Consider the following 25,860-nt stretch of genomic DNA (forward strand, 5'->3'; position numbering starts at 1 on the left):
CTCTCCTTTATTTTAAAATTGAACAAGAAGAATCGCCTAAGCGGTTCTTCTTGTGATTTACAACATAATAATATAAGCTAACCTACTACTTATGGATAAATACGGTTTAATAAACGAGGGAATGGAATAGTTTCACGAACATGTTCTGCACCTGTAATCCATGCAACTGTACGTTCCAAACCTAAACCAAATCCTGAATGAGGTACTGAACCATATTTACGTAAGTCTAAATACCATGCATAAGCTTCTTCGTCTAAGCCATAATCTGCAATACGTTTTTTCATCAAATCATAATCCCAGATACGTTCTGAACCACCGATAATTTCACCATAACCTTCTGGAGCGATTAAATCTGCACAAAGCACAACATCATCACGATCAGGATGTGGTTGCATATAGAATGGTTTAATACCAACTGGATAACATGTGATGAATACAGGTTTGTCGAAATGTTCAGCGATTGCAGTTTCGTGCGGTGCACCGAAGTCGTCTCCCCATTGAATATCATCAAAGCCTTTTTCGTGTAATAAATCGATCGCATCATCATATGAAATGCGTGGGAATGGAGCTTGTACTTTTTCAAGTTTAGATGTATCACGGCCTAGAATTTCTAATTCTAGTTTACATTTTTTTAGTACAGATTGGACAATATATGAAACATATTGTTCTTGAATTTCAAGAGATTCATCATGTTCTACAAATGCCATCTCTGGTTCAATCATCCAGAACTCGATTAAATGGCGACGGGTTTTAGATTTTTCTGCTCGGAATGTTGGACCGAAAGAAAATACCTTTCCAAGTGCCATTGCTGCAGCTTCCATATAAAGTTGTCCAGATTGAGAAAGATATGCATCTTGATCAAAATATTTTGTATGGAAAAGCTCAGAAGTACCTTCTGGAGCTGATCCAGTTAGAATTGGAGGATCAACTTTTGCAAATCCATTATTGTTGAAAAATTCATAGGTTGCACGAATAATTTCATTACGAACTTTCATATTTGCATGTTGTTTTTTAGAACGTAACCATAGGTGTCTATGATCCATTAAGAATTCAACACCATGTTCTTTTGGTGTAATTGGATAATCATGAGATTCAGCAATTACTTCGATTTCTTTCACTTGAAGTTCGTAACCAAATGATGAACGAGTATCCTCTGTTACTTCCCCAGTGATATAAAGTGAAGTTTCTTGGTGAATAGATTTCGCTGTAGCAAATGTTTCTTCTGATACGTTTGCTTTTACAACTACTCCTTGAACAAATCCTGAACCATCGCGTAATTGTAAAAATGCAATTTTACCGCTAGATCTTTTGTTTGCTAACCAAGCTCCAATTTTAACTGTTTCACCAACATGTTTTGGCATGTCTTGAATTGTGATTTTTTCCATATTAACCTCCGCATTTCAAGCATTCATTAAGCTAATCATTATTTATGCCTAATATTTGCGTATTCTAGTTGTTTTGACAATGAAATTCTTTACTTCTTTTTTAGAATTGACATAAGGTAAATTTAAATTACTTACTTGTCTTTCCATTGTGCAATGGGTCTTGATTTAGATCCACTTAATTCTTCAAAAGTATCAGCATAAATATTATGTAAATACAATGCAGAATTACTTATCTTTATTATATACGAGTTTCCTGTAAATTTCTTTTGAAATGATCTATTTCATGTTAAATTCGTGACCAGATCGCACTGTTGAATGTTATAAATTCAATATTCGTTTCCACCATTGTCCATTTTCGAACATGATATAGACATAATTAAGCTTATCTTGTTTGTTTAGATAAGTTATTTCCCATACAACGCCTGGTTTTTCTACTCCTAATTTTGTATGTAGAATTTCTTTTACATCACCTTTTCTAGTAGCTTCTGATATAGCTTCTTTTTTTGAAATTCCATCTTTCAGATAGACTTCTAGTGGCTTCTCATCGCTATTATTTTGAGAAACAAAAATAGCCTTTTTCTTACCTTTATCATCTTTACCAATTACAGTTACATATGGTTGTTTACCATGGTATACATAGGTTTCAGTGACTGTATTTAGTTGTTGGTTATGCAAAACGGCAGCTTTCGCAGTTTTTTCTACACTATGAAAAGGAGCGTTTGATCTCCATCCAACTATGACAACTAGCGATAGTGCTAGAATTAGTAAAAATATTGAGAAGAACTTAATCCAGTTTTTCATGATATCACCTTATGTTTCTTTTAGTCCTTATTTATGCCACTATAAACGTCGTAGCTAGCTTTGCTTTAATTATTATACCAATCTTCTAATTCATAGACCATATGTTCGAGCGACACTTTTTTGATAGGAATATCTGGTAATGCTTTTATAAATTCTTCTCCGTATGATTTCGTTTCGATACGACGATCAAGCACTATAAACACACCTTTATCATGTGATGAACGAATAAGCCTTCCAAATCCTTGTTTAAATCTTAGGATTGCTTCCGGTAACGATAATCTATAGAAAGAATTCATACCTTTACTAGACAACTTCTCAGCTCTAGCCTTAAAGAATGGTTCTTCTGGAGAAGAGAATGGTAAACGTACTACAATAACTGCAGAAAGGGCATCCCCTGGAACGTCAACACCTTCCCAGAAACTATTCGTTCCAAAAAGAACAGAATGCTCAAAACGCTGGAACATTTTTAAAAGTCTCATCCGACTTCCAGAAGACATTCCTTGTGCAAATAACATGTAATCCTCAAGAATGCCAGTCTCTTGGATAAGCTCCACTGTTTTTCTAAGCATATCTTGAGCAGTGAATAGAACAAAACATCTTCCATGTGTAGCTAATACAGTTTGCACAATCGCATCCGCCACAGCTTCGATATATGCTGATTGAGTCACTGTTTTTATATCGGGCATATCTTCAACAATGTATACACTTGCCCCATCATAATAAGATTTCGGTGCCTGCAATTGATATAAAGGAATATCTTCTGAAAGGCCCAATTGTTGTGCGATAAAACGTTCATTATTTGGGACTGTCAATGTCCCAGATGTCCAAATAATTCCTGATTGACCACGGAATCTTTGCAATACGTTTGTAATTTCATCTTCCACTTTTACTGGTCTTTTAAATAGATACAGACTTCCTGGAAGACTTCTTGTATCTACTTCGATCCAAGCAGTATCTTCTTCTAAATGACTTAAAAAAACAGCATCCCATTCTGCAGCTTTTACTTTTAATTCATTCAGTTGAAACTCCCAATCTGCAATATTTGCTTGTTGTTTTATCGATAAATCATCAGGATAACGTAAATAGATAGAAGTAATTGTTTCAGCGAGATGAATCCACTCTATAACTTTACGACTAAATTGTTCTCCAAAAGGTTGCTCTAATTGAACACTTGATAACAAAAAACTATTTTTATGTTGGCGATTTCTTGTTTTTTGTAATGGTAGTTTTCGTATTAGGCGATGGATTTCTTGATCAAAAAGTGTAACGATCTCTCCAAATAATAATTCTAACTTTTGCAATTTTCGACGTGGTATTTTATCTTCTTGTAACAGCTCTAAATAAAAAGGATGTTCCAACAATTTTGTTTCTGTTGAACCAAGCTGACCAAAGTGATACTTCCACTGTGTGTAGGAGAAAATTTTTTCATCTCTTAATGTAGCTGCTTGCAAAAATTGATGTCCTTCATCCAATATTACCCCATCTAAATCTTTGAGAACAGGCTCTTCTCTTACTAAATCTGCTAATATCATGGAATGGTTTGTTATAACTAAATCAGCCTTTTTACAATTTGACAGTGCTTGGATATAAAAATCATAGGCACCTTTATGATGCGTCTCAGATGTTGTATGAGTTCGACGTATTTTGTCTATGAAATATTTCCCTCCACCAGATAAAGTGATTTCTCCTAAATCACCTGTTTCTGTTCCTTGTAGCCAGACAAGGAGTTGCATCTTCGTAAAATTTTCATCATACGAATCATCTTCTACTCGTAAAAGATCACAAAAACGATCAATATCAATATAATGTTCCATGCCTTTAACAATTGCAGTAGAAACAGTAGTATTTAAAATTGTTTCTGCTTTAGGTAATTCTTCTAATAAAAGTTGATCCAACAAATGCGATGTATATGAACTAATACAGACTGTTTTAGCGTTCTTTTTAGCATATATGATTGCTGGTATCAGGTATGCAAGAGTCTTACCTATTCCTGTTGAAGCTTCCGTCATTATTTCTTGTTTTGTAACAAGTGCTTGCCAAACAATGTCCATCATTTTAAATTGGTCAGGCCGTACCTCAAAAGAATCAAATGCTTCTTTAAAAAGTTTTTCTTTTTCCTTAAAAGAAGATGGATAATAGAGCTGTTCAACATTTGATTTAACAATTTCTACAGGCTTTTTTATAGCGACATCACGGTAATATTGATTTGTATCTGAATCGTGAGAAGTTCTTCTTTTTGTATGAATTGCATCTAAAAAAAGTTGAGATAAATCGGATTTTAATCTGAAAGATCTCATATGAAGTTGCTCAATTGTTGTTAGCGGCAACGTTAATAATCTCTCCCAGCAACTCTTTAGTAAATAAGCAGTCGCCAATGCATCATCATCAGCACGGTGAGCATGTGTTAAACTAATCCCTAACTCCATCGTAATATCTTGTAACTTAAAGCTATATGCTGTAGGAAAAAGAATTTTTGATAATTCTACAGTATCCATATGTTTTCCTAGCCATTTTGGTAAGCCTGCTCTTTTAAACTCCGCTTGTAAGAATGGCAAGTCAAAATCTGTATTGTGTGCAACAAAAATGGTGTCTTGCAAAATTTCAAAAATCTCTTCAGCTTGTTCTTCAAAAGTGGGTGCTTTTTCAACATCTTGATCTGATATATGTGTTAGATCTTGTATAAAAAAAGGAATATCCTTACCTGGATTTACAAACGATGAATAAGTTGATACAACTTTCCAATCCTTCATTAATACAATAGCGATTTGAATGATTCGGTCTCCTTGTTGTGAGGAATGACCAGTTGTTTCTAAATCGACAATGGCATAAGTTTGACTTTCCATGTATTCTTCACAACTTTCCGTTCATGTTATATTGATGATTTTATCATATTTCAAAGAGAATAGCTGAATTGATACCATGTGTTTTTATTTATTTTAGGAACCGGCAATATCTATATTGAAAAATATTATAAATGGAAAATATATTCTGAAGGATTTTCAATTAATGTAAATAATATGATTTTTCTTTATTTTACAAAAATATAATCTTTAAGGATATGAACATCAAAAAGGCTGTTTAGTTAGTGATTTTCACACTAATTAAACAGCCCTTGCTAGCTAGTTATACAATTAATTCATAACGGTTGCTTCTGGTTCATAGTGAATTAATTGTTTTACTTTATTATTTTCATCTAGTATGGCAACTTTAGGTTCATTTTTTTGTGCCTCTTCCAGCGTCAAATAACTGTAGCCTATGATTATAACAATATCTCCTGGCTGAACTAACCTAGCCGCTGCGCCATTTAAACAAATCACTCCAGAACCTCGTTCACCAGCAATTGTATAAGTTTCAAAGCGAGCTCCGTTATTATTGTTTACAATTTGAACTTTTTCGTTTGGGAGAATTCCAACCGTATCAAGTAAATCAGCATCTATTGTAATACTACCCACATAGTTTAAATCAGCTTGAGTAACTGTTGCACGGTGAATTTTCGAAGTCATCATCATTTTTAACATTATTTAGTCTCCTCAATCGAAAAAAGAATATTGTCTATTAATCTAACGTTTGAAAAATTAACTGCTGTCGCAAGTAAAAAGTGACATGTATCAGGATGTACTTCTTGTAAATCCGGATAACTACGTAATTCTAAATAGTCAATTTTCCCTGATGTTTCACTTTCAATCATCTTTTCAGCTATTTGTATTGCTTTTTCTTTATCGTGTGATTTTACAAATTCTGCTTTTGCCTGTTGCAAAGCTTTTTGTATATTCGGTGCCTGTTCTCTTTCTTCCTCTGTTAAAAAAACATTTCTTGAGCTTTTCGCAAGGCCATCTTCTTCCCGAACAATTGGCACACTGCAAATCGTAACTGAAAAATTATAATCTCTCACCATCATTTTAATAAGTGCTAATTGTTGAGCATCCTTTTGCCCAAAATAAGCATTTGTTGGTTGAACAATATGGAATAGTTTTGAAACAACTTGTAAAACCCCATTAAAATGGATGGGTCTTGTTGCCCCACAAAGAATTTTAGATGCAGGACCTGCTTCAAATCGAATTCCTCCATCTGTTGGATACATTTCTTCTACTGTCGGAGCAAACAAATAATCTACACCAGCTTCTGTAGCCAATTTCATATCATGCTCTAAATCTCTTGGATAACTATCATAGTCTTCATTTGGTCCAAATTGTGTAGGATTGACAAAATCACTCATTACAACTAGATCATTTTCTTCTCTTGCTGCTTTCGCTAAAGTTAAATGACCATCATGTAAAAAGCCCATAGTTGGAACTAATGCAATTTTTTTCTTTGTTTCTCTATGCTTTTCTAATTCTTGTTGTAATTCAAGGATGGTTGTGACAACTTTCATCTTTTAATTCCTCCATATAGATGACCTAGAGCTTCTGCTGACATTGAAAATTGATGTTCAGGTGCTGGAAATTCCCCTTTTTTAACAGCATCTTTATAAGCAGTGACACCATGTCTTATTTCGAAACCTACATCTGCGAATTTTTTCACAAATTTTGGAACGTGATGACTACCATATGATAATGTGTCATGGAATACTAATACCTGTCCATCAACCTCTTTACCTGCTCCAATACCAATAACAGGAATGTCTAATCTTTCAGTTACAATTCCTGCTAATTGGTGTGGTACACATTCTAGTACGATAGCACAGACACCTGCTTCTTGAAGTTCAAGCGCATCTTGAATCAGTTTTTCTGCTGCTTCAGTTGTTTTCCCTTGTACTTTATATCCCCCTAACACAGCAGCTGATTGTGGCTGCAACCCTAGATGTCCAACTATTGGAATACCGGCTGATATTAGTGTCTTAATAGAATTCACTAGATTGCCAGCACCTTCTAATTTCAAAGCATTTGCGCCTGTTTGTTGAAATAGCTTGACTGCATTTTTTAATGTATCGCCTACATCGCCATGATAACTGCCAAATGGCATATCTACTACGATAAACGTATCTTTTGCGCCTCTTCTTGTTGCTTTACCATGATGAATCATATCATCTAAAGTTACATTTACTGTTGAATCATAGCCTAGAACGACCATTCCTAGTGAATCTCCAACTAAAATCATGTCAATGTCAGAGCTTTCAGCGAGCATAGCTGAAGGGTAATCATAAGCAGTTAACATGACGATTTTCTCTTTTCGTTCTTTCATCTTTAGAAATTCAGTTGTACTTTTCATACACTCTCTCCTCCTTTTTGGGGAAGAAAACAAAAACCCCTCTGTCTAAAAATGGACAGAAGGGTAGTGTAATCACATTGAATCGTTTTCTTCCGTCCCTGTCTTCAAAGATCAAGGCAGATTTTTTTGTTATAGTGAAACTCAAATCTAAGGTACAGTTCTATAAAGATACTGTCCTGTGATTCCACTATAACAATTATTAAAACGATTGCCAATATTTATTTTTCAAGTTCGATATCTGCTGAATAAATTTCTTTTATTGTTCCATCATCAAGTTGCAACTTTAGAATACCTTCATTGGTTATACCAATGGCTTTTCCAACAAAAACATCACGTAAAGTTGTTGCTTTGATGCGACTACCGATTGTGCAGGAATATTCTTCCCACAATGCTTTAATATTTGTAAATCCTTCTGCAATATACTGGTTGCTAAATTTTTCTAAATAATAAAGTATCTTCGCAACAAGTTCCGCACGATCAATCTGCTTACCAATAGTTATTTTTAATGACGTTGCAATATTTGCAATATCTACATCAAAATCTTGAGAATCGTGGTTTACATTAATACCAATCCCCATAATTATTGCATTAACTCTATCTGGATCGGCTTGCATTTCTGTTAAAATCCCCGTACATTTCAAACCATTAATCAATAAATCGTTAGGCCACTTAATATCCGGACGAATTCCAGCTACATCCCGAATAGCACATGTGACTGCAACTGCACCAACTAATGTAAATTGTGGAGCTTCATACGGTGGAACATTCGGACGCAAAATAATACTCATTGCAATTCCTTTACCACTTTGTGATTTCCAAGGACGCGTTAAACGACCTCTGCCTTCTGTTTGTTCCTCACAAATGACCACTGTTCCATTAGGTGCTCCATCTTGAGCCTGTTGATGGGCTGTAGTTTGAGTGGAAGATAGGGTTTTTTCATAGATAATTTTCTTTCCGAATTGTTCTGTCTCAAGTGCTGCTGTAATTTTAGCCGGATCTAATGTATCAGGTGCCGATAGCATCATATATCCTTTTTTTCGGATAGACTCAAATTTATAGCCTTCTTCCTCTAATTGTTTCATATGCTTCCAGATTGCTGTTCTTGAGATGTTTAGGTCATCTGCTAATTGTTGTCCTGAAATTGGATCACCATTTGCAGCACTTAAACGTTTGATAAGCTCATATTTAATGGGTAAGCTCATTTAGATACCATTCCTTTATCTGTTGTCTCTCATTCAGTAAACGATTTTCTAAAATTTCTATAAGGATTTGGTCAAGTGTTTCCTTTAACCATGGTCCACTTTTTTTACTACTCCATTTAAGCAAATCATGTCCTGTGATGACTAAATCCGATTTATGCTGTATTGCTAGATTTGATTTTATATGTTCGATTTCTAATTTAGATTTTGGTTCAAAAACTATTTTTCCTAAAACCCTTGAAAATTCATAAGCAATTGTTAATACTTCTATATCAAATGTAAAGTAATCTTTTTTTGTCCATCCCGTTGAAGTTAACAATTGATAAGCTATAAGAATATTTTCCACCTGTTTTTTTTCATAGTTGGAGCATTTATATGCTCGCAAAACTTCTATATCCTGTGAGGGCTGTAGAAGACAAAAAAGTGCCCATCCTTTCCAAGACTCTTTACTTGCTCTAAACTTTTCCCATATAGCTGATTGTTGATCAAAATCGCCAGGCAAAAATTTAGCTAAACCAGATTGTTGAATATTTTGGATGGCCTTTTCTGGATGTTCACTTGTAAAGATTTTATCAAATTCTGCTTTTATCCTTTCAATTGCGATAAAATGGATATCCTGAGCTTGCTTTGATATTGCTTGGAATGTTGCTTTCTCGATTTTAAATCCTAATTGAGAACTAAAACGAATGGCACGAAGCATTCTTAATGCGTCTTCTTTAAACCGTTCCACTGGTTCACCAACAGCTCTTATAACACCATTTTGAATATCCTCTTTACCACCAAATAAGTCGATAATTTCTTGATGTCCGGTCATTGCCATTGCATTAATCGTGAAATCACGTCTTTTTAAATCTTCCGCTAAAGAAGACACAAAGTTGACTTGATCTGGTCGACGATGGTCTTGATAGGTACCTTCTGTACGATATGTGGTCACTTCTACAGGACTAAGTGGATGGATAACTAGAACTGTTCCATGGGCGATTCCTACATCAGCAGTACGCTTAAAAACAGTTTTCACTTCTTCAGGAACGGCATTCGTCGCAACATCTACATCGTTTGCCTGATGACCTCTTAAAGAATCACGTACTGCACCACCTACAATAACTGCCTCATAGCCATGCTCTTCAAGTGATGCAATTACGTCAAAAGCTGCTTTCCAAGCGGTTTGTTCAATCATGTTTTCGTGCCACCTTTTCATAGAGCGCTTCATACTGTTCCACAATATTAGAAGAATGGAATTGATTATTCGCTGTAAAAATTGCAGTCTCTCTAAATTGTCGAAGCTTTTCTTCATCCAATAATAGACCTATTGCATATTCTGCTGCCTTTTCACAATCACCAAGTTCTACAATATAGCCATTTTCCCCATGCTGTATAACTTCAGGTATTCCTCCAATATTCGTTCCAATCCCTGGTACCCCACATGCCATTGCTTCCAATAACACTAGACCAAACGCTTCTTTTTCAGACATCAATAACTTCAAATCACTCATTGCATATAGCTCAGATAAATTTTCTTGTTTTCCTAAAAATAAAATATCTGATGCAAATGGACATTTTTTTACTTCTTGCATAATTTGGTTTTTCTCAGGTCCATCACCGACCAACAATAATTTAGCCGGTATTTTTTCTCTTACTTTTATAAATGTTCGAATGACATCCGGTACATGTTTTACTTTTCTAAAATTCGAAACATGTATTAAAACTTTTTCATATTCTTGTATACCGAATTCTTCCTTCAACAAACTTCCATCTTTTGGATAATACTCGCGTTCATCCACAAAATTATAAATGGTTTCAATTGGTTTATCGGTTTCAATCAAATCATAAGTTTGCTGTTTTAAAGAGTTTGACACAGCAGTTACAATATCTGATTTCTCAATGCCATATCGAATAGCACTTGTTAAAGATGAATCATATCCTAAAACCGTTATATCTGTACCATGTAGGGTAGTTACGATACCTACATCCTTGCCTGACATATCACGTGCTAATGCTGCACAAACAGCATGTGGAATAGCATAATGGACATGCAGTAAATCTAAATCTTCACTTTGAATAACATCTGCCATTTTACTTGCTAAAGCAATATCATATGGCGGATATTGAAAAACGGAATAATTGTTTACTTGGACTTCATGATAAAAAATTGTTGGATAAATTTTATTTAGTCTAAATGGCATACTAGAGGTAATAAAGTGTACTTCATGCCCTCTTTCTGCCATCATTTTACCAAGCTCTGTAGCCATTACACCAGAGCCTCCAACGGTCGGATAGCATGTGATACCGATTTTAAGTTTTTTCATCCGACCACTACCTTTCTATTTTCTTCTTTCTTGTATTAATCGCCAATCGATAAAACCTTTTTCTAATCCTTTTAGCAAAACTTCTGCAGTTCCCATATTTGTTGCCAATGGAATTTGGTATACATCACTTAAACGGATTAATGCTGACACATCTGGTTCATGTGGTTGTGCTGTTAATGGATCACGGAAGAAAACTACCATATCCATGTCGTTATTTGCAATCATTGCGCCTATTTGTTGATCTCCACCTAATGGACCAGAGCGGAAGCGATGTACACTTAACCCTGTAGCATCTATAACTCTTTGCCCTGTTGTTCCTGTTGCATATAATTCATGTTGTGCCAAGATATCGCGATATGCAGTTACAAATTGCACCATATCACTTTTTTTCTTATCATGTGCAATTAAAGCAATCTTCATAGCATTCTGCCCCTCTACTATAAAATATTTTCAAGTCCATAGACTAATTCTTTTAATCCCATAACTTTTTCAATCGATAATTTCACACCTGTCATAAAAGATTTACGATCAAATGAATCATGACGGATAGTTAATAACTCCCCTGTTCCTCCGAAGAGAACTTGTTGATGTGCTACAAGACCTGGTAATCGAACACTGTGAATACGCATTCCTTCTATATCAGCGCCTCTCGCACCTGCAATATTTTCGTGTTCTTCTGGATGGCCTTGTTTATGTTTCACACGACTTTGGGCAATTAATTGGGCTGTTTTCACCCCGGTACCAGATGGTGCATCTAATTTTCGATTATGGTGCATTTCAATAATTTCAACATCTGAAAAATAATTTGCCGCCATTTGAGCAAACTTCATCATTAAAACAGCACCAATCGCAAAATTAGGAGCAATTATACAACCAACCTCAGAAGTTTTAGATAGAGACACAAGTTCTTCTAATTGAGCATCTGAAAAACCAGTTGTTCCAATTACAGGTCGTACCCCAGCAAATAGCGCTGTTTTTGTATGTTCATACCCTACTTTAGGGGTTGTTAAATCGACAAAAACATCTGCTTGGATAACATCAAACAACGTATGTAACTCTGTGTATACCGGTACATCGTATTCATCTGGAAACATTTCATATTGTGCTAAGTTCGGGGCTAATTCTTTATGGTCTAGTACTGCTACTAATTCCATATTATCATCATTCATAACCGTATGTACCGCTTCTTGTCCCATTTTCCCTCTTGGTCCAGCAATTACAACTCGAATCGTCATTATATCTCATCCTTTCATATTGAACAATGTCTGATTAAACGTTACGTTTAAATGAATAGTTTTTAGTCATTAAATTAACCTATTTTTAAGTTTAAATTACTGTTTACTCCTATTCCTATCCTAAATAACTATCAACGTTGTTGTCAAAATACCAAAAATGCATGATAATATAGTCTTGTGAAGCTATTTAAACGGAACATATCTAACTAAACACGAAACATTCCCAATTAGCACAAAAATTATTGATAACTTCAAACTAGAATATTTTTCTACACATTAACGTTATTATACTCTACAACTAAAAATTGAGGTGAAACTAAATGCCAAATATTAAAATAAAAAATACTTTATTCATTATACTAGGGGCAGCTATTTTCAGTTTTGGTTTTGTACATTTTAATATACAAAATCATCTTGGTGAAGGTGGATTCAACGGTATTACATTAATCCTATACAATGTATTCAAACTAGACCCTGCTATTATGAACTTAGTATTAAATATACCAATGTTTATCATTGGATGGCGAATACTCGGAAAAAAAACTTTTGCTTATACAATTATCGGAACCGTTTCTGTATCTGTCTTCTTAAAAGTTTTTCAAATTTATCAATTTCCTATCGATTTGCATGACGACATGTTCCTTGTTTCATTATTTGCGGGTATCTTCCTTGGAGTTGGACTTGGAATTATCTTTCGCGTTGGTGGAACAACGGGTGGAGTAGATATTATCGCTCGACTTGTAAATAAATTCTTCGGTTGGCCAATGGGAAAAACGATGTTTATCTTCGATGCAGTTGTCATTATTTTATCTTGGGCAACTTATTTAGATGCTCGTTCTGTTATGTATACATTAGTTTGTGTTTTTGTAACAGCCAAAGTAATTGACTTTGTACAAGAAGGGGCTTATGCCGCAAAAGGAGCAATTATCATCTCTAATCATAATCACGAAATTGCAGAGCGAATAGCGAAGCAAATGGATCGTGGTGTTACTTTTTTAAAAGGCTATGGATATTATACAAAAGAAGATCGAGAAGTCATTTATTGTGTCGTTGCAAAAAATGAGATGTTTAGATTAAAAAGTATTGTACTATCAATAGACCCACATGCATTCATATCTGTTTCTGAAGTTCATGATGTCAGTGGTGAAGGGTTTACTTTAGACGATCAAAAAAGACCCATTGAATAAAATAATATTTTTATCAGATTATTAGAAAAAGCAGCGTGATTGGTTATCCAATCACGCTGCTTTTTAAATTAACTACTAATCTTCATTATTATTCAAGCCGGTGTATATTAACAACAAACGTGCTAATTCCATAACAGCTGTTGCCGCTGCTGCAACATATGTTAATGCAGCTGCACTTAATACTTTTCTGGCATGTGATTCTTCTTCGTTTCTAATAATCCCTAGGCTAACAACCTGATTGAGAGCACGTTTAGATGCATCAAATTCGACTGGTAAAGTCACTATTTGGAACAACACACCGATTGCTAATAGGATTATACCTATAAGCATTAATGAGCGCATTGATGAACTAAGCATACCAATCATGATGAAAATCCAAGATAAATTAGAAGAAATATTCGCTGCAGGCACTAATTTTGAACGAAGCGTTAAGAATGCATAAGCTTCTTTATGTTGAATAGCGTGTCCGCATTCATGAGCTGCTACAGAAGTACCAGCAACTGAAGCATTGTGATAGTTTTGAGATGATAAGGCAACTGTTTTACTCCTAGGATCATAATGATCAGATAATACACCAGGAGTTTCTACAACTCTTACATTACTTAACCCATTACTATCTAAAATTGTTCTAGCTACCTCCGCCCCTGTCATACCAGAAGTAGATCTTACCTCTGCATACCGCTTATAGGTTTTCATTACCTTTCGTTGAGCATAAAGCGGTAATAACAATAGTACAGCAAAATACACGATATACATCGCTATTGACAATTAAACCATCCTCCTATTACTTACTTACTCTCATTTTAAAGGGAAACTTTTTTAGCCGCAAATGATATCCTTTTTCGTGAAACATAATAAGCTAATGCTATGCAAGCAATAGACAACCAAAATGTAAAATAGCCAATTTCAGACATATAGGCAGAAAGCATACTATAGATTGGCATTTGGCCAAAAACATAATCTATAACATCATTATGTAGTGTCCAGATTGCTGCAATACTAACTTGAGTTAGTTTAATATCGTACATAGGTATATATAAAATTCCTTGTATAGCCATTGCCAAATGAGAAACAACAAGCATCCAACCAAGAAAACCAATAGAACCTATTTCTATGATTGCTAATAAGTTCATAACGACAGCCCATAATCCATATTTCACTAAAGTAATAAGTGCAAGTGCTTCTATAACGCGCCAATTTTTTCCTAAAAGCCATCCAATTACAGCTATCGAAAAAAATAAAGTAGCGGTTGGACTATCTGGAACAAATATATAAAAAAGAGGTCTTGTTATAGATAATTGTCCACCATACCAGATATATCCGCCAATTGTTCCTAAAATATTGACAGTTAATAGTAGCCACAGAAAAGCCCTATGGGATAGTATCTGCCACACTTGAGAAAATAAGTTATTCATTGGTACCCCCTCGATAAAATATTCTAATTATGTTATAACCTTTTTTGCTAGGGTTCGTCTATGTATATAGAAAAAAAGAGTCAGTTTCCTGACTCTTCTTTCTAGCTATTATTCAGCTTTTAAACCAGATATAAATTCAGCTAATTTTTGAAGATCTTCATCAGATCCCTTATATTGGCCTGCTGGCATACCGCCCTTACCTTCATGAGCGATTTTAGTAATCTCTTCAGGTGATAAGCCTGTATCTGTTAATGCAGGACCTGCACCACCTTGAAGTTTATCTCCATGGCAGTTAATACATGATTGTTTAGCGTATACTTTATAACCTGGATCTTCTTGGTCAATTTCAACAGCTTTAACAATTTCACCTTGTTTCTTAGCTGCAGCCCAGTCATGGTTAACAACTGATTCCCAAGTTAAGAATACCATTGAGGCAAGTGCTAATAGCATAAATGCTACTGGCAATGGTCGTTTTAAAGGTTTACGTTCAGGACCTCTATCTAAGAATGGCGCTAACATTAAAGCACCAATCGCAATTGCTGGAACAACGATTGCACCAATAGTATTGTAAGGACCTGAAGCATATTCGTATTTAAGCAATTGATATAAGAATAAGAAATACCAGTCCGGCATTGGAATATAGCTTGTGTTTGTTGGATCTGCTTGTCCTTCTAATGGAGATGGATGAGCAACTGTTAAAATTAGATAACCAACTAAAAATACAGCACCAACCATCCATTCTTTTAATAAGAAGTCTGGCCAGAATGGTTCTGTTTTACCAGGATATTCGGAATAATCTGGTGGATATACGTTTTTGTTATCTTTTTTAGGTACTCGCGTATCTCCTACGAATTTCATTCCTTTTCCTTTATGCATTTTGTCCCCTCCTTAAGGAAATATTAATGGCTAAATATGTAGTAAATACTACAATGGGCCAGATATCCCTTGTCTACGAATCATGATAAAGTGAGCAGCAAGCAATGCAAGTAAGCATGCTGGTAAGAAGAATACATGAATCGCAAAGAATCTAGTTAATGTTTGTGCACCGATGATTGTTGAATCACCAGCTAAAAGGATTTTGATTGCTTCACCGATAAAAGGAACTGATGCTGCAATTTGAATACCTACTTTTGTTGCAAACAATGCTTTCATGTCCCATGGTAGTAGGTAACCTGTAAAGCCAAGGCCTAACATTACACAGAAAATTAGTACCCCAACAATCCAGTTTAACTCACGAGGTTTTTTATAAGAACCTGTGAAGAATACACGTAATGTATGAAGGAACATCATGACAATTACGAGGGAAGCGCCCCAGTGGTGCATACCACGCACGATTTCACCGAATGCTACCTCATTTTGAAGGTAGTAAACAGACTTCCATGCATTTTCAATATCTGGTACATAGTACATTGTTAAGAACATACCTGATAAAATTTGAATAACAGTAACGAAGAACGTTAACCCGCCGAAACAATATACGAATGCAGAGAAATGGTGTGCAGGGTTTACGTGCTCTGGAACTTCATGGTCGGCTATATCACGCCAAATCGGTGTAATATCTAAGCGTTCATCGACCCAATCATAGATTTTATTAAGCACTGATGTCGTACCCCCTTACAATTATACTAAAGTATTTGCTCTTGTTTTTCCGATCAATAATAGACCGTCTTTTTCTTTTACTTCAAACTCGTCTAACGGACCAAGTGGTGGTGTACCTGCCACGTTTTTACCGTTTTTCTCATAACGGCCACCGTGACATGGGCAGTAGAATTGGTTTTTGTGTGCTGTATCACCAGCCCAGTTTACTGTACAGCCTAAATGTTTACATACAGGTGAAAGTGCGACAATTTTATCGCCATCTTTATAAACCCACGCTGTGTTTGTAACATCAGATTTGTACCAAGCGTCAACTTGTTCGAATGTGAAATCTACTTTTACAGGAGTTTCTGAAAGTTCTGAGACTTTTTTGTCAGTAGGTACAAAGTCTCCGCCTGCTTTCTTTTGAAGAATTGGATCAACTGCAAAGCGAGCCATCGGCATTAACATACCAGCTGCCATGAAGCCACCAACACCTGTAAGTGTGTAGTTTAAAAATTGACGTCTTGTGACACGATTGTTACTCATTCTTTTCCCCCCTCTAACTTAAGGTCAGTCCAACGGACAAACTTATACAAAATAGTAATACTAGGACATATCTATGATATATCAAGTAAAATGTAAGGTCAATAACGCATTCAAGTGTTTTATACACATTTGTGAACATTTATTGAATCTGCATTCAATCTAGATTTATTGTTTTGCCCACTTTTGAGATAGCATTGGTATAACTTGTCTTAACTGATCACTAAGTACTGATTGTTTAACTTTTTGATCCATATCACCCAATGGAATAGAAGGAAGCCAAATAATGTCGTAATTTATCACAAATTGGGTCCAATCATGATCAGACGTGATGAAGAAAATATATTTAAAACCAGCTTCCAATAGTTCCTCTTGAATTGAGCTGATTAAAGATTCTTTCGACATTACTTTTGTGTATGTAATCGGTGAAGTTAAAACAATACGCCCTTTAAATTGTTGTTCAATAAAGTTAGTCAATGACATTAAGAATTCTGCCCCAGAAGCACTCTGTTTTATACCTAAATCTTTTCCTTCTAATAAAACTAATGGAACTAATGCTGTATCGATAAACTCTTTTTGTTTTAAAAATTCTTCAATGTCTTTGCTTGTCCAAAACATATCTATTCCTCCAAAAGTAAAACTTCATCCAATGATGGATGAAGTTTTTTATTTTTCCACATTTTTTATAACATTAAGTAATGCAGATAACTTGTAAAACTTCTCTTTGTCATTTTGATCTAACGCTTCATCAATCTGTTTTAATATTGCTTCTTCTTGGAATGTTTTCATACTATCTTTTAAAATTTCCTCTGCAAGCTGTCGATCCGACTCACTAATTTGCAAATAATTAGGCATGTATGGATTTTCCTCTAATACGGTTAAATACTCTCTACTTGGCGGAACCTTTGGGAAATTCAATTGAATATACATAGCTTCATCTGGATGAAGCCTTAAATCATGGAAGGATTTTTCCGCATCTGCTGTCATTATATTACCTCTATAGAAGCGAAACGGTATGCCAGATGAATCAGTAGTTGACATAACCATTGCTCGTGGGCAGTAATGTGCTTCTTCTACAAAATGAATATGCTCTAATAATTCATCATGACCAAGCAGATAATTCAAAATCCATACGCACTCACGACGTTTCATTTGGTACTTTTTTAAAAACCAACGGACAAATTCTTTTTTGTCCAAGACAGAAACGGATGCGGTCATTTTGTATGAGCCTCCTCTCATTCAAAAGTTTGTAAAAGATCTTGCCAAGTAGGTTCATCTGGTTGAATAGCAATTAATTGATTTACCACTTCTTTTGCTTCATTTCGTTTACCATCTTCAATTAGGAAGTAAGCATATTTTTCAAGGAATAATGGATCTTCCTTATGGTCATTATATGCTAATTGATAAAAATCATATGCACGTTCATAATTTTCTAATCGATCGAAAGAGATGGCTGCGAACATAGATAATGTAGGCCAATCGAAACTTTCCTTCTCTAAATTTTCAATGAGCTCAACCACTTCTTCATCTCTTTCTTCTTTAGAAAGAATAGAAACTAGGGTAATTATCGCTTCCATATATTCACTATCTAATGCAATTGCTTGTCGTAAATACTGTTCAGCTTCTTTTGGTAAACTGTTTTTAAGCGCCATCTTCCCTGCAAATAAATACAACTCTTTATCATATTCATCACGAGATATACCTTCTGTAATTACTTCTAATGCTTTTTTATTGTTTTCAAGCATTGCATAACTTTGAGCTAATAATAAATATGCAGAGAAATAATCTGGGTCAAGTGTTTTCAAATCTTCCGCATAACGTATTGCAGTTTCATACATTTGTGATTGGAATGCAGAATAAGCTGCTCCAAATAATAAATCAGGAGAAGTATTATCTTCCAATGCTTTTATATAAAACGTTAGAGCCTCTTCAAATGCTGCGCCTGCACGATGTACTTCAGCTAATCGCTCAACTAATCTTACTCCTGCAATTTCGCTTTGTTCCTCATACAATTCATGATATATACGAGCTGCTTCAGTAAAGCGTCCCATTTCCATTAGTAACTCTGCTTTTGCAAAATGCAATAATGGTTCATTTGGCAATAAATCTAATGCTTCATTTATACGCTGCTCTGATGCTTCATATAACCCCTGCATTTGATAGTAATCTGCTAATGCAAGTAAAGCTTGTGGATATTCTTCTGCCTCTGGGCTAATTTCCATCAGAATGTTTAATGCTGCATCCCCTTGTTCTCGTTCCATTAATAATGTGGCACGATCAATTTTCAGTTGAGCCTCATCTGGAAATAAGTATTGCAAGTGCTCTAATAATTCATCAGCTTCATCTAAAAAACCAAAATTCATCAGAAAACCTACTACTTCATATTGCATGTCTGGATCTACTTGAACTTTAAAATCTTCAAGCAAATTATGGATTCCCTCTAGGTCTCCTTTTTGAATTGCATCAATCATTTTTTTTTGAATTTCCATTTTGTCACCTAATCCTACTTTTAATACCTTCATATATCGGCTACATCAACTTTTACGAGTAGCTAAAAAAACTGTAATAGTTTCCATACTTTAGGCTAACTCCATAATGGTCAACTTTGCTTTTAACATTATGCTACATGACTACTGCTTTGTATACAAGGAAAAACTCTCCTAATATAGGAGAGCTTTTTGGGAATTTTACTATTTTATAAGCTTATTTATATCGTCAAAGAATGTAGGATAAGATACCGCAATACAGTCAGCATCATCTAATGTCACTTCATCATCTATTAATAATGACGCAATTGCACCCATCATGCCAATTCGATGATCGCCATACGTTTTTAGTGATCCACCATGTAGTTCTTTAGAGCCGTGAATAATCATGCCATCTTCTGTAGCCTCAATATCAGCGCCTAATTTTTTCAATTCAGTAACAACAGCTGTAATTCGATCCGTCTCTTTTACTTTTAGCTCAGCTGCATCTCGAATAATTGTCGTTCCTTTTGCTTTTGTTGCAAGCAGAGCGATAATCGGAATCTCATCGATTAATCGAGGAATAATATTTCCATCTATAGTGACACCTACTAAATCTGATGTTCTGATTGTAATAGTCGCTATAGGTTCCGCAGCATCTTCGTCATCTACAATGATTTCCATATTAGCACCCATAGCAGCTAGTACATCTATAATTCCTGTTCTTGAAGGATTAAAACCGACATTGCGCAAAATTATTTCACTATTTTCAGCCATTGCACCCGCAACTAAAAAGAATGCTGCAGACGATATATCACCTGGTACCTCTACATGAGTTGCTTGTAAAGTTTGACCACCTTTAAAGAAAATCGTTCCTTCTTCGACAGAAACGTCTGCGCCAAACTGGCGAAGCATTCTTTCAGTGTGATCTCTTGATATGTCTTTTTCATGGATAATTGTCGTTCCTTTTGCCTGTATGCCTGCAAGTAAGATAGCTGATTTTACTTGAGCGCTAGCTACTGGCATCGTGTATTCAATAGCGTGTAACGGACTACCTTTTATCGCTAATGGTGTATATTGACCGTCCATTCTTCCTGTAATTTGAGCACCCATTTCTCGAAGTGGTGTAATCACACGTTTCATCGGTCTTTTAGCGATTGAAGCATCTCCATTTAGAATAGAATGTATATTAGAGCCTGATAGTAGACCAAGCATTAAACGAGTAGTTGTGCCGGAATTACCTGTATACAATATATCTGTAGGTTCTTCCCAATTAATAATCCCTCTACTATTAATCTCTACATCTGTGCCATCTAGCTCAATATTGACACCTAATTTTCTAAAGCACTCTATCGTACTTAAACAATCATCACCCAATAAGAAGCCACTCACAGTTGTTTTGCCCTCTGCAATACTTCCGAACATAATAGCCCTATGTGAAATGGATTTATCTCCTGGAACTTTTATATTGCCTTTAAGCACAGGCTTTTTAAAATTCAGTCTTGCTTCTACCATGATTTGCTACCTCCTTTAGGATATATATACCTCATAGGGGCTACGTTTTTCAATACAAGCTGCCGCCTTTTCCCTATCATCTGCATTTTGGAAACTAACAACCAATATTCCGAAAACATCCTCACGCGTTTCTACAATTCGTATATTCGTAATACTAATTCGCTCATCAGCTAAATAAGCAGTGATTTCAGCAATACTACCTGGGTAATCCGGGACATCTATATATAAATCATAGGTAGAATAAAGTGCCCCCTGCGATGTGCTCGGAAGATCGTCCCTAAAATGCTTTGCCTTTGCGAAAAATGTTTCAATTTGCTGATTATCACCATTTTCAAGCAATGTTTGAACTCTAGACATTTCTTGCTGCCAATTTGCAAGTTGGTTTGCGATTTGTTTACGATTTTGCAATGTAATGTCACGCCATAATATCGGATTGGATGATGCAACCCTTGTAATATCTCTAAACCCACCTGCTGCTAAAAGCTTTGTCAACGAATTTTCTTTACTCTCATTAGCCAACATATGTACTAACGATGCTGCTACAATATGTGGAAAATGACTTACAACAGACGTCATTTGATCATGAGTATCCGCTAATACTGTTGTTAGTTTTGCACGTGTATATTGTAAAACATCTTTTAATTGTTGGACATTACTTTCTTCTTCATCAGCTAGTGGTGTCAACATATAATAAGCATTTTCAAAAAGATATGGTTTTGCAGCAAGTACTCCACTTTTATGAGAACCTGCCATCGGATGACCTCCGATAAATGTAATACCTAAGTCTTTTAACTCAAGTGCTTTTTCCATTATTAATGATTTTGTACTTCCTGTATCTGTAATAATTAGCTTCTCAGGTAAATCCCAATTTTTTAGTTTTTCCATCCATTCAATTGTTGCATTCACAGGTGTGGCAAAAAGCAGTATATCAACATTTTTCACAGCCACTTCTGGTTGTTTCGTTACATCTTGCACAACGCCTAACACTTTAGCACTTTGAAGAGTATTTTCATTTACATCAAATCCAATCACGCGAATATTCGGCGATTTTTGGAGAGCTAGAGCAATTGAACCACCTATTAAGCCTAGCCCTACGACAAGGACTGTTTGCTTCAAGCAAAGACGCCTTCTTCTTCTAATACTGCTGTTAACTGTGCTAGTAAACCTGCGTTTTGTGCTTGTGTTCCAATTGTGACACGAATATACCCTGGTGTTCCAAGTGCATTACCACTACGAATTATAAACCCACGTTGCATTAATTTTTGGAATACAACATCACTATCCATTTTCACTTCCATTAAAATAAAATTCGTATCAGTTGGATAATATTGTAAGTGGCGCTCATCACAATATGCCTCAATCTGTTCTTTTCCTTTAGTATTTTCAACACGACATTTTTCAATATATTCTTGGTCTTTTAACGCAACTTGAATAACAGCTTGACTTAAAACTGTGTTATTAAATGGTCCTCTTACTGGATCAAGTTTTGCGATTAAATCTTTATTAGCAATACCATATCCTACTCGGAATGCAGCTAGACCATATGCCTTTGAGAAAGTGCGTAAAATAATAACATTTGAATAATCCTTTATATATGGAATTGTATCCTTGTGTTTATCGTTTGTAACATATTCGAAATAAGCTTCGTCTAATACTACTAAAACATCTTTTGGTACTTGATCTAAAAATGCTTTTAAAGGTGCATCTTCAACTACCACTCCTGTAGGATTATTTGGGCTACATACCCATACAACAGCGGTATTTTCATCAATCTCTTGAAGCATCGCATCTAAATCATGATTACCATCTTTTAATGGGACTTCTCGTATTTCTGCACCTTCGATTCGTGCATTTAGAGCATATTGAGAAAAGGTTGGTTTGCCCATTACAGTATTTACACCTGGGTGTAAAAGCGCTCGTGTAATAATACTAATTAGTTCATCTGAACCGTTACCGAAAATAAGTTCATCCCCTGAAACACCGAGATGTTTTGCAACAGCTTCACGCATATCTGTAGCATAACCATCTGGATATAAAGCAAAGTTAAAAGATTCGTTGGCTAAAAATTCATGTACTTTTGGGGAACAGCCAAATGGATTTTCATTTGAAGCTAATTTTACAATTTCATTTAATCCAAATTCTCTTTTTACAGCATCAATTGATTTACCTGGTTGGTAAGCTTTCATGCCGTTAATCTGTTCTTTCCATTTCATAAAAAATCTCCTCTTTTCGGTAACATTTATTTCGCTAAATCTGGTCGTAACTTAACTGCATCATTTAAATATATATGCTGTATTTTTTCTTGTTCAACTTCCGTATTGACATGTACCAATACACGAATACACAGCGGTAATGCCTCTGGAACATTCATCTCATGCATACACATAACAGGGACATAATTCCAGTTTTCTATCGTACGAACTGCTTTCGCTGGAAAGGCTGATACAATATCTGGTGTTGTTGAAACAATTACTGAAGCAACATTTTCTGGCTTAATATTATTAGCTATAATTATTTCACGCATTAAATGAGCAGTTTCCTGCAAAACCAGTTGGGCATCGTCATACTCAATTGTTACTGCACCTCTTACGCCTCTAATCATAAGCAACCTCCTCTAGCAATCCTCTTAAAACGTGATCTATTTCACGACATTCTTGTTGAGATATTTTTTGAACAAATGGTTGGCCTACTTTTTGTAATAAGACAAATTGCAATTCACCATATTCTGCCTTTTTATCTTTCATCAAATAACCTAATAATTCATCAAAGGTAAAGTTTGCTACAGCCTCAAACGGATAGCCGTTACGTAAAGCGAATTGTAAAAATTCGATCGTGAATGCACGTGAAATTTCTCCATATCGCTCGCTAAGAAGAAGCGCATATACCATACCAATCATAACCGCTTCTCCATGTGCAACCCTTCCAAACCCTGAAGCAGCTTCTATTGCATGACCATATGTATGACCAAAGTTCAAAAACTTTCGAACTGAATGTTCTTCCTCATCTTGTTCTACAATGGATGCCTTAACACGTATTCCTTGCTCTAGATTGTTCTCTAATCGATCCTTAGATAATGACAAAATAGAAGTTGTTTCCATCAATTGTTGCAACCATTTTTCATCAGAAATTAATGCATGTTTAATCACTTCTGCCATACCAGAACGAATTTCACGCTTCGGTAAACTTTCTAGAAAGTCAATATCAAAAATGACTCCTTTAGGTTGATAGAAAGCGCCAATCATATTCTTTCCTAATGGATGGTTTATGGCTGTTTTACCACCGACTGCACTATCGTGAGCTAGAATAGTTGTTGGTAATTGGATGAACGGAATTCCTCTCATAAAGGTAGCTGCAACAAATCCTGTTAAATCGCCTACCGCTCCTCCACCAAATGCAAATAGAAATGATTTTCGCGTACACTTTTGTTCGAGTAAAAAGGTTTGGGCAGCAAAATAATTTTCAAATGTTTTACATGCTTCTCCACCTGGTAAAACAAAAACTTTGAATGTATATGGAAATTCTCGTGTGAATTTCTCTTCGTAGATTTTCCAAATATGTTCATCCGTAAAAACAATCAATTGATCTGCTTTAGCTATGTCCCCTTCAAATGACTGAACAGCTTTTGTAAAATTACCGCTACCAATTTGTACTTCATAAGCATGTGATTGTGCTTTAACAGGAATATTCATTCTTAAAACTCCTTCGTATATAATTTCATAGCATCAATTTGTGCTTTTAGTTGTTCAATTTGATCACTATGGAATTGTTCTACAATGGCTTTTGCGATTTCAAAAGCAATAACATGTTCTGCTACAACAGAAGCCGCTGGTACTGCGCAACTATCAGAACGCTCAACACTAGCTTTAAACGGTTCTTTTGTATCAATATCAACACTTTGTAACGGCTTATATAAAGTCGGGATTGGTTTCATAACACCTCGAACAATAATTGGCATACCTGTTGACATACCGCCTTCTAGACCACCTAAACGATTAGTACGTCTTGTATATCCATTCTCTTCTGACCATAAAATCTCATCATGCACTTCACTGCCTTTTAAATGTGCCATTTCAAAGCCTAATCCAAATTCAACACCTTTAAACGCATTAATACTTAACATAGCTGCAGCTAATTTTGCATCTAATTTTCGATCATATTGTACATAAGAGCCGATTCCTGCTGGTAATCCTTCTACAATGACTTCGACAACTCCACCAATAGAATCGCCAGCTTTCTTTGCTTCATCAATCGCTTCTACCATTTTTGTAGAAGCAATTTTGTCTGCACAATAACATGGATCCTCTTCAATTATTGCTCTAATCTCATCTACAGACTTTTGGGCAATCTTATTGGGGTCTGCAATGACGCCACCAATTTCCGTAACATGTGAAACGATGTGAATTCCTAACTCACTTAACAAAGCTTTTGCTACTGCACCAACTGCAACCCTAACGGTTGTTTCTCTAGCAGAAGAACGTTCAAGAACATTCCGCAAATCACGATGTCCATATTTCATACCACCTACTAAATCAGCGTGTCCTGGACGAGGTCTTGTAATTTTTCTTTTTATATCATCTGGATTCACATCATCTGGCAGAGGTTCAGCCCCCATGATTTTTGTCCAGTGTTTCCAATCATCATTTTTTACAACTAGAGCAATTGGAGATCCTAATGTTTTGCCGTGTCGAACACCAGAAGTAATTTCGACCGTATCTGTCTCAATTTGCATACGGCGGCCTCTTCCATGACCACCTTGGCGACGTTTTAATTCTTTATTGATCATCTCAGCCGTTAGCGGTAATTGCGCTGGTAATCCTTCTATAATCGTTGTTAGTTGTGGACCATGTGATTCTCCTGCTGTTAAATATCGCATAGCACTTTCTCCCTTCAACTCGCTAAAGTATATGTATTTCACTATAACATATTTTAACTTAAAAAAGCAGTTTGTAACGGAAATTTTTAAATAATCATACAATTAATTTTTCATTTAATTCTATAAATAACTTAAATCTCTTCTTTTTAT

At 35.4% G+C, this 25,860-nt stretch carries 26 protein-coding genes; 1 reads left to right on the forward strand and 25 read right to left on the reverse strand.

Annotated features, from left to right (window positions below; all coding sequences use genetic code 11):
* Positions 1–89: 89 nt before the first annotated feature.
* The 11 genes from asnS to dapB form a co-directional block, all read right to left on the reverse strand.
* Entirely contained in the window at positions 90–1,385 is a 1,296-nt protein-coding gene (gene asnS / locus D1606_RS07450) for an asparagine--tRNA ligase (protein ID WP_119415376.1), read from the reverse strand.
* 318 nt (positions 1,386–1,703) lie between these two features.
* A complete protein-coding gene (locus D1606_RS07455; RefSeq protein ID WP_119415377.1) occupies positions 1,704–2,186 on the reverse strand; it encodes a cell wall elongation regulator TseB-like domain-containing protein in 483 nt (160 codons plus the stop codon).
* Positions 2,187–2,251: 65 nt separating this feature from the next.
* On the reverse strand, positions 2,252–5,029 hold the full coding sequence (dinG, locus tag D1606_RS07460) for an ATP-dependent DNA helicase DinG (RefSeq protein WP_119415378.1): 2,778 nt from the start codon (positions 5,027–5,029) through the stop codon (positions 2,252–2,254).
* Positions 5,030–5,317: 288 nt separating this feature from the next.
* Complete coding sequence (panD, locus tag D1606_RS07465; protein ID WP_119415379.1) at positions 5,318–5,704, reverse strand: aspartate 1-decarboxylase; 387 nt, start codon at positions 5,702–5,704, stop codon at positions 5,318–5,320.
* Positions 5,704–6,558, reverse strand: coding sequence for a pantoate--beta-alanine ligase (gene panC, locus D1606_RS07470; protein ID WP_119415380.1), 855 nt, complete (start codon positions 6,556–6,558; stop codon positions 5,704–5,706). The genes panD and panC overlap by 1 nt, the downstream gene beginning before the upstream one ends.
* Positions 6,555–7,394 carry a 3-methyl-2-oxobutanoate hydroxymethyltransferase gene (panB, locus tag D1606_RS07475; protein ID WP_119415381.1) on the reverse strand — a complete coding sequence of 280 codons (840 nt, stop codon included), beginning with the start codon at positions 7,392–7,394 and terminating at the stop codon, positions 6,555–6,557. The genes panC and panB overlap by 4 nt, the downstream gene beginning before the upstream one ends.
* Before the next feature lie 218 nt (positions 7,395–7,612).
* Positions 7,613–8,596, reverse strand: coding sequence for a biotin--[acetyl-CoA-carboxylase] ligase (locus tag D1606_RS07480; RefSeq protein ID WP_119415382.1), 984 nt, complete (start codon positions 8,594–8,596; stop codon positions 7,613–7,615).
* Positions 8,580–9,770 (reverse strand): CCA tRNA nucleotidyltransferase, encoded by a 1,191-nt coding sequence (locus tag D1606_RS07485; protein WP_119415383.1) that lies wholly within the window; start codon positions 9,768–9,770, stop codon positions 8,580–8,582. Before D1606_RS07485 ends, D1606_RS07480 begins: the two co-directional genes overlap by 17 nt.
* Positions 9,763–10,899 (reverse strand): N-acetyl-alpha-D-glucosaminyl L-malate synthase BshA, encoded by a 1,137-nt coding sequence (bshA, locus tag D1606_RS07490; protein WP_119415384.1) that lies wholly within the window; start codon positions 10,897–10,899, stop codon positions 9,763–9,765. Before bshA ends, D1606_RS07485 begins: the two co-directional genes overlap by 8 nt.
* A gap of 15 nt (positions 10,900–10,914) precedes the next feature.
* Entirely contained in the window at positions 10,915–11,319 is a 405-nt protein-coding gene (gene mgsA / locus D1606_RS07495) for a methylglyoxal synthase (protein ID WP_119415385.1), read from the reverse strand.
* Between the two features lie 17 nt (positions 11,320–11,336).
* On the reverse strand, positions 11,337–12,134 hold the full coding sequence (gene dapB / locus D1606_RS07500; protein WP_119415386.1) for a 4-hydroxy-tetrahydrodipicolinate reductase: 798 nt from the start codon (positions 12,132–12,134) through the stop codon (positions 11,337–11,339).
* A gap of 320 nt (positions 12,135–12,454) precedes the next feature.
* On the opposite strand from dapB, the gene D1606_RS07505 reads away from it, so the two are divergent.
* Complete coding sequence (locus D1606_RS07505) at positions 12,455–13,321, forward strand: YitT family protein (protein WP_119415387.1); 867 nt, start codon at positions 12,455–12,457, stop codon at positions 13,319–13,321.
* Positions 13,322–13,396: 75 nt separating this feature from the next.
* Here D1606_RS07505 and D1606_RS07510 read toward each other — a convergent pair whose 3' ends face one another.
* From D1606_RS07510 to aroC, 14 genes are all read right to left on the reverse strand, one after another.
* Positions 13,397–14,077, reverse strand: a complete 681-nt coding sequence (locus tag D1606_RS07510; RefSeq protein WP_119415402.1) for a zinc metallopeptidase — start codon at positions 14,075–14,077, stop codon at positions 13,397–13,399.
* Between the two features lie 47 nt (positions 14,078–14,124).
* On the reverse strand, positions 14,125–14,736 hold the full coding sequence (gene lhaT, locus D1606_RS07515; protein WP_119415388.1) for a lipoprotein heptaprenylglyceryl N-acetyltransferase LhaT: 612 nt from the start codon (positions 14,734–14,736) through the stop codon (positions 14,125–14,127).
* 108 nt (positions 14,737–14,844) lie between these two features.
* Positions 14,845–15,612 (reverse strand): menaquinol-cytochrome c reductase cytochrome b/c subunit, encoded by a 768-nt coding sequence (locus tag D1606_RS07520; RefSeq protein WP_119415389.1) that lies wholly within the window; start codon positions 15,610–15,612, stop codon positions 14,845–14,847.
* 48 nt (positions 15,613–15,660) lie between these two features.
* Positions 15,661–16,335, reverse strand: coding sequence for a menaquinol-cytochrome c reductase cytochrome b subunit (gene qcrB / locus D1606_RS07525; RefSeq protein ID WP_119415390.1), 675 nt, complete (start codon positions 16,333–16,335; stop codon positions 15,661–15,663).
* A 21-nt stretch (positions 16,336–16,356) separates the two neighbouring features.
* Positions 16,357–16,860, reverse strand: coding sequence for a QcrA and Rieske domain-containing protein (locus D1606_RS07530; RefSeq protein WP_119415391.1), 504 nt, complete (start codon positions 16,858–16,860; stop codon positions 16,357–16,359).
* A gap of 165 nt (positions 16,861–17,025) precedes the next feature.
* Positions 17,026–17,475 carry a DUF2487 family protein gene (locus D1606_RS07535; RefSeq protein WP_119415392.1) on the reverse strand — a complete coding sequence of 150 codons (450 nt, stop codon included), beginning with the start codon at positions 17,473–17,475 and terminating at the stop codon, positions 17,026–17,028.
* 48 nt (positions 17,476–17,523) lie between these two features.
* The gene (locus tag D1606_RS07540) at positions 17,524–18,075 is read right to left on the reverse strand and encodes a ReoY family proteolytic degradation factor (protein WP_119415393.1); all 552 of its coding nucleotides are present in this window, start codon (positions 18,073–18,075) and stop codon (positions 17,524–17,526) included.
* Positions 18,076–18,092: 17 nt separating this feature from the next.
* A complete protein-coding gene (locus D1606_RS07545; protein WP_119415403.1) occupies positions 18,093–19,346 on the reverse strand; it encodes a tetratricopeptide repeat protein in 1,254 nt (417 codons plus the stop codon).
* A gap of 201 nt (positions 19,347–19,547) precedes the next feature.
* Positions 19,548–20,837, reverse strand: coding sequence for a 3-phosphoshikimate 1-carboxyvinyltransferase (gene aroA / locus D1606_RS07550; protein ID WP_119415394.1), 1,290 nt, complete (start codon positions 20,835–20,837; stop codon positions 19,548–19,550).
* Between the two features lie 15 nt (positions 20,838–20,852).
* The gene (locus tag D1606_RS07555; protein ID WP_119415395.1) at positions 20,853–21,953 is read right to left on the reverse strand and encodes a prephenate dehydrogenase; all 1,101 of its coding nucleotides are present in this window, start codon (positions 21,951–21,953) and stop codon (positions 20,853–20,855) included.
* Positions 21,950–23,050, reverse strand: a complete 1,101-nt coding sequence (gene hisC, locus D1606_RS07560; RefSeq protein WP_119415396.1) for a histidinol-phosphate transaminase — start codon at positions 23,048–23,050, stop codon at positions 21,950–21,952. The genes D1606_RS07555 and hisC overlap by 4 nt, the downstream gene beginning before the upstream one ends.
* A gap of 26 nt (positions 23,051–23,076) precedes the next feature.
* Positions 23,077–23,439 (reverse strand): chorismate mutase, encoded by a 363-nt coding sequence (aroH, locus tag D1606_RS07565; protein WP_119415397.1) that lies wholly within the window; start codon positions 23,437–23,439, stop codon positions 23,077–23,079.
* Positions 23,432–24,526, reverse strand: coding sequence for a 3-dehydroquinate synthase (aroB, locus tag D1606_RS07570; protein WP_119415398.1), 1,095 nt, complete (start codon positions 24,524–24,526; stop codon positions 23,432–23,434). The genes aroH and aroB overlap by 8 nt, the downstream gene beginning before the upstream one ends.
* Before the next feature lie 2 nt (positions 24,527–24,528).
* Positions 24,529–25,710 (reverse strand): chorismate synthase, encoded by a 1,182-nt coding sequence (gene aroC / locus D1606_RS07575; protein WP_119415399.1) that lies wholly within the window; start codon positions 25,708–25,710, stop codon positions 24,529–24,531.
* Positions 25,711–25,860 lie beyond the last annotated feature (150 nt).

The organism is Rummeliibacillus sp. POC4, from assembly GCF_003576525.1.
Lineage (GTDB): Bacteria > Bacillota > Bacilli > Bacillales_A > Planococcaceae > Rummeliibacillus.

Bases quoted from the DNA above. Each gene is read 5' to 3' on its own strand.
- D1606_RS07485 (WP_119415383.1), bottom strand. From the start codon at position 9,770: ATGATTGAACAAACCGCTTGGAAAGCAGCTTTTGACGTAATTGCATCA.
- D1606_RS07480 (WP_119415382.1), bottom strand. From the start codon at position 8,596: ATGAGCTTACCCATTAAATATGAGCTTATCAAACGTTTAAGTGCTGCA.
- D1606_RS07540 (WP_119415393.1), bottom strand. From the start codon at position 18,075: ATGACCGCATCCGTTTCTGTCTTGGACAAAAAAGAATTTGTCCGTTGG.
- asnS (WP_119415376.1), bottom strand. From the start codon at position 1,385: ATGGAAAAAATCACAATTCAAGACATGCCAAAACATGTTGGTGAAACA.
- bshA (WP_119415384.1), bottom strand. From the start codon at position 10,899: ATGAAAAAACTTAAAATCGGTATCACATGCTATCCGACCGTTGGAGGC.
- D1606_RS07520 (WP_119415389.1), bottom strand. From the start codon at position 15,612: ATGCATAAAGGAAAAGGAATGAAATTCGTAGGAGATACGCGAGTACCT.
- D1606_RS07530 (WP_119415391.1), bottom strand. From the start codon at position 16,860: ATGAGTAACAATCGTGTCACAAGACGTCAATTTTTAAACTACACACTT.
- hisC (WP_119415396.1), bottom strand. From the start codon at position 23,050: ATGAAATGGAAAGAACAGATTAACGGCATGAAAGCTTACCAACCAGGT.
- aroB (WP_119415398.1), bottom strand. From the start codon at position 24,526: ATGAATATTCCTGTTAAAGCACAATCACATGCTTATGAAGTACAAATT.
- D1606_RS07505 (WP_119415387.1), top strand. From the start codon at position 12,455: ATGCCAAATATTAAAATAAAAAATACTTTATTCATTATACTAGGGGCA.
- D1606_RS07455 (WP_119415377.1), bottom strand. From the start codon at position 2,186: ATGAAAAACTGGATTAAGTTCTTCTCAATATTTTTACTAATTCTAGCA.
- aroA (WP_119415394.1), bottom strand. From the start codon at position 20,837: ATGGTAGAAGCAAGACTGAATTTTAAAAAGCCTGTGCTTAAAGGCAAT.
- aroH (WP_119415397.1), bottom strand. From the start codon at position 23,439: ATGATTAGAGGCGTAAGAGGTGCAGTAACAATTGAGTATGACGATGCC.
- dinG (WP_119415378.1), bottom strand. From the start codon at position 5,029: ATGGAAAGTCAAACTTATGCCATTGTCGATTTAGAAACAACTGGTCAT.
- panD (WP_119415379.1), bottom strand. From the start codon at position 5,704: ATGTTAAAAATGATGATGACTTCGAAAATTCACCGTGCAACAGTTACT.
- panC (WP_119415380.1), bottom strand. From the start codon at position 6,558: ATGAAAGTTGTCACAACCATCCTTGAATTACAACAAGAATTAGAAAAG.
- D1606_RS07510 (WP_119415402.1), bottom strand. From the start codon at position 14,077: ATGTATATCGTGTATTTTGCTGTACTATTGTTATTACCGCTTTATGCT.
- lhaT (WP_119415388.1), bottom strand. From the start codon at position 14,736: ATGAATAACTTATTTTCTCAAGTGTGGCAGATACTATCCCATAGGGCT.
- panB (WP_119415381.1), bottom strand. From the start codon at position 7,394: ATGAAAAGTACAACTGAATTTCTAAAGATGAAAGAACGAAAAGAGAAA.
- aroC (WP_119415399.1), bottom strand. From the start codon at position 25,710: ATGCGATATTTAACAGCAGGAGAATCACATGGTCCACAACTAACAACG.
- mgsA (WP_119415385.1), bottom strand. From the start codon at position 11,319: ATGAAGATTGCTTTAATTGCACATGATAAGAAAAAAAGTGATATGGTG.
- D1606_RS07545 (WP_119415403.1), bottom strand. From the start codon at position 19,346: ATGGAAATTCAAAAAAAAATGATTGATGCAATTCAAAAAGGAGACCTA.
- dapB (WP_119415386.1), bottom strand. From the start codon at position 12,134: ATGACGATTCGAGTTGTAATTGCTGGACCAAGAGGGAAAATGGGACAA.
- D1606_RS07535 (WP_119415392.1), bottom strand. From the start codon at position 17,475: ATGTTTTGGACAAGCAAAGACATTGAAGAATTTTTAAAACAAAAAGAG.